The organism is Candidatus Methylomirabilota bacterium (assembly GCA_035936835.1).
Lineage (GTDB): Bacteria > Methylomirabilota > Methylomirabilia > Rokubacteriales > CSP1-6 > AR37.
Genome location: DASYVT010000082.1, coordinates 1 through 3089, shown reverse-complemented (window position 1 = coordinate 3089; position 3089 = coordinate 1). Strand labels below are relative to the sequence as shown.

4 protein-coding genes are annotated in these 3089 nt (G+C 67.1%); 3 read left to right on the top strand and 1 reads right to left on the bottom strand.

Annotated elements, in window-relative coordinates; translation table 11 throughout:
* The first annotated feature begins 14 nt into the window (after positions 1-14).
* The 3 genes from VGV06_06950 (at position 15) to VGV06_06940 (ending at position 2243) form a co-directional block, all read left to right on the top strand.
* Complete coding sequence (locus VGV06_06950; GenBank protein HEV2054892.1) at positions 15-176, top strand: hypothetical protein; 162 nt, start codon at positions 15-17, stop codon at positions 174-176.
* On the top strand, positions 173-1135 hold the full coding sequence (locus tag VGV06_06945) for a patatin-like phospholipase family protein (protein HEV2054891.1): 963 nt from the start codon (positions 173-175) through the stop codon (positions 1133-1135). Before VGV06_06950 ends, VGV06_06945 begins: the two co-directional genes overlap by 4 nt.
* A 115-nt stretch (positions 1136-1250) precedes the next feature.
* On the top strand, positions 1251-2243 hold the full coding sequence (locus VGV06_06940) for an ABC transporter substrate-binding protein (protein ID HEV2054890.1): 993 nt from the start codon (positions 1251-1253) through the stop codon (positions 2241-2243).
* 182 nt (positions 2244-2425) lie between these two features.
* On the opposite strand, the gene VGV06_06935 is transcribed toward VGV06_06940, so the two are convergent.
* Positions 2426-3089 (bottom strand): ABC transporter substrate-binding protein (locus VGV06_06935; GenBank protein HEV2054889.1); only part of this gene is annotated, 664 nt, incomplete at its 5' end.

The following is a 3089-nucleotide window of genomic DNA, read 5'->3' as shown; positions in this document are numbered from 1 at the left end:
AGTTCAAGGACAAGCTGAGCGAGAAGGAGATCCTCGAGCACCTCACGCCGCGTGTGGCCAAGTGGTGGCTGCCCGACGAGGTCGTCTTCATCGACGCCGTGCCCAAGACCTCCGTCGGCAAGTTCGACAAGAAGGTCCTGCGCGAGCGCTTCAAAGACTGGAAGCCGAAAGCGTGAGAGATCGGCACCACGGCGCGCGGGCGGTCGCCACCCTCGTCGCGCTCGCGATCATGATGGCGCCCGCGCCTGCCCGCGCGTCATGCAGAGCGTCCGGCGTGCCGCCTGACGCGCCCATGGCCCTGGTGCTCTCGGGCGGCGGCGCCAAGGGCGCCTACGAGGCCGGCGTCGCCGCCGCCTTGGTCGAGCGCGGGCTGCCCATCCGGCTCGTCGCTGGCTCTTCCGCCGGCGCGCTCAATGCAGCCATGATCGCCAGCGGCCGGGCCGATCGGCTCGAGGCGATGTGGCGCACGGTGACGCGCGAGCAGGTCTACACGCTGCGCGGGCCGGTAATCTTCGCGGGCTTTCTGCCCGGCTGGCTCACCCTGCTCGTCCTGAACGAGACCAGCGCGCTCTTCGATCCGGCGCCCCTGCGGGATCTGATCGCCGCCTCGGTCGATCTCGACCGTCTTCGCGACTCTCCCATCCGCCTGGTCGTTACCGCCACCGATCTCGTTCGTGGCGAGAAGCGCATCTTCGACAACCGTACGGTTACGGTGGACGCGCTCATGGCGGCCTCGGCCGTGCCCGGCCTCTTTCCGCCGGTGGAGGTGGATGGGGCGCTGCTGGTGGACGGTGGGCTGACCGGCCGCGCGCCGGTGCTCGAGGCGCTCGAGGCGGACCCGACGCTGGGCCGCGCCGTCGTCGTGCTGAGCTACGCGCAGGCCGAGCGGAGCCCCGAGCCCACGACGATGCGCCGGGCGCTCGAGGCGAGCTTCGAACTGGTCATGGTCCACCAGATCCGCCGCGATACGGAGCTGGCTCGCCTTCGCGCTCCCAACGTGGACGTGCAGCTCTTGACACCGTCGGCACCGATGCTGCTCCGGCCGCTCGACTTCGACCGCGACGCGATGACGCGCCTGCTCGCCCTCGGACGCGCCGACGCCCTCACGTGCCTCGAGACGTGGGCGCGGAAGTAGCGGGGTCAGGTCTTGCATTCCTACATTTCCCGCCGGACTTCGCCGCAGCGAGCCATCATCTGCCGAGCCCTGATGTTGGATTGCAAGACCTGACCCCAACTGCTATGGTGATCGCATGACGCCACGCCGGACGAAGACTATCGCTCTCGCAGCCGCCCTGACCGCCGTCTGCCTATCGATCACGACGCTCAACGTGCACGGCCAGCCACAAGCGCGTACCTATCGCGTGGGTGTTCTCCTCTTCAGCTCACCCACCGCGGATCCCAATGTGCCGGTTTTCAGGGAAGCGTTGCGAGCCGCCGGCTACGTCGAAGGCCGCAATCTCACCCTCGAGTTCCGCTATGCCGAGGGCAAGCCCGAGCGTCTGAAGGCACTCGCGGAAGATCTGGTGCAGCTCCGGCCAGACCTCATTTACGCAGTCGGCGGCGATGTGGTGCCCTTCGCCAAGAACGCCACACCGACCATACCCATCGTGGGGATGATGAGTCTGGATCCGGTTCGCGCCGGTATCGTGCCGAGCCTCGCGCATCCCGGCGGCAACTTAACCGGGTTCACCTTTCTTCTCTCCGAGCTGGCCGGCAAGAGGCTCGAATTCCTGCGCGAGGTGATGCCGCGGGTCTCACGGGTCGCGGTCGTGTGGAATCCAGATCACCCCGATCCGGACTTCAAGGACACGCAGGCGGCCGCTTCACGCCTTGGGATTCGCCTTCAGTCGATCGAAGTGCGCAAGCTCGACGACTTCGAGGGAGCCCTCGCGATGGCGACGCGGGACCGCGCGGAAGCCATCATCGTGGTGACATCGCGCCTGATGATCCTTCGCCAGAGCCAGATTCTGGATTTCGCGGCGAAGAACAGGATACCGATCGCCACGGGCTGGGGGGCATGGGTCCAGAACGGTGCGCTCCTTTCCTATGGCCCCAACATCGACGACATCGTGCGGCAATCGGTCTCACACGTCGACAAGATTCTGAAGGGCGCCAAGCCCGCCGACCTCCCGATCGAGCAGCCGACGCGGTTTGAGCTGGTTCTCAACCTGAGGACAGCGCGGACGCTGAATCTCACCGTGCCGCAGTCGCTGCTCGCGCGCGCCGACCGGGTCATCGAATAGCGGGACCGCTCCTCAGAGCGCGCCCAACGGCTTCAGCACGGGGTCAGGTCTTGCATTCCTACATTTCCCTCCGGACTTCGCCGCAGCGAGCCATCATCTGCCGAGCCCTGATGTTGGATTGCAAGACCTGACTCCAACTGCCTCAGCCAGACAGGCCGCCCAGAGCTGTGGCGTCGGTAGGATCAGGGCCGCACCTCCATCTCCCTGACGGCCCGTTCGGCGATCGAGGTGTCCACGAGATCCTCGTAGCGGTGGCTCTTCCTGATGAAGCCGCCCGTCTGAAGGATCTCCTGGAGGTAGTCGAAGCCGGGCTGTCTCAGGATAGGGTCACGCGCCCACGTGCCCTGCCTCGAGAAACGATCGACGGCGCGCTCCAGGATCACACGCTCGATGTTCGGGAAGTCCGGCGCGATGACCTCCGCAATGGCCTTGGCGTCGTGACCCGCGAGCCAGCGCTGTGTGCGGTAGAGCGCCCGCGTAAAACGGAGCACGGTGTCGGGCTCACGGCGGAGAAAGTCGGGCGTCGTCATGTAGGAGGTGAACGGCACCGGCCCCGTCGCCTCGCCCATGGACGCGACCAGGTGGGCCTCGCCGCTTGCGAGCATCTGCTCGACGATCGGCTGCGTCTGCTCGAGGAAGTCGCCGTGCCCGTCGCGGAAGGCCGCGAGCGCCTCCGGCACGTGGCGCTCACGCTCGATGCGCACGGCGGCCGGATCCACGCCGTTCCGCCGCAGCACGGTCAGCATGCACTGCCACGGTGTGGGCGCCTCGGCGAACCCGATGACGGTCTTCCCGACAAGATCGGACCAGCGGAACCCCGGCATCGGCGCGCGGCCCAGGAGGAAG